The 427-nt window shown below is 47.3% G+C and carries 1 protein-coding gene; it reads left to right on the forward strand.

All coding sequences use genetic code 11. From position 1 onward, the window contains the following. Positions 1-157 precede the first annotated feature (157 nt). A partial coding sequence (locus tag CWC14_RS18330) for a YgjV family protein (protein WP_138564314.1) occupies positions 158-427 on the forward strand: 270 nt, incomplete at its 3' end.

The raw sequence follows: 427 nt of genomic DNA on the forward strand, positions 1-427 counted from the left end.
CCACACTGGTTGGCGCAATTATCGCTTACACAAGTGGCCAAATATTTAGGGATTAGTGCCGTGAGTCTGTCGCGGATACGCGCTCGTTTAGGATTGAATTAACAAAGGTTAAGGCGGCCCCAGCCTATACTCGGCATACTCCGGCAGTGGAGGGAGTATGGATTGGTTTTGGTTATCTCAGCTGCTGGTTGCTATCGCTATTGTCTGCGATTTAGTATCGTTTCAATTACCACAAAGGCGCAGTGTCCTAATATGCCTGGTGCTATCTACGGCTCTGACCAGTGGCCATTATGTTTTATTAACTCAGTACAGCGGCGCCATCCTGATGCTGCTGGCGTCTTTGCGCTTTGCGCTCAGTATTCATTATCAACAGCGGCGGCTAATGGTGATATTTATAGCTCTGTCGATACTGACAACTTTATTTGTA

The organism is Pseudoalteromonas sp. S3260 (assembly GCF_005886925.1).
Classification (GTDB): Bacteria; Pseudomonadota; Gammaproteobacteria; order Enterobacterales; family Alteromonadaceae; genus Pseudoalteromonas; species Pseudoalteromonas tetraodonis.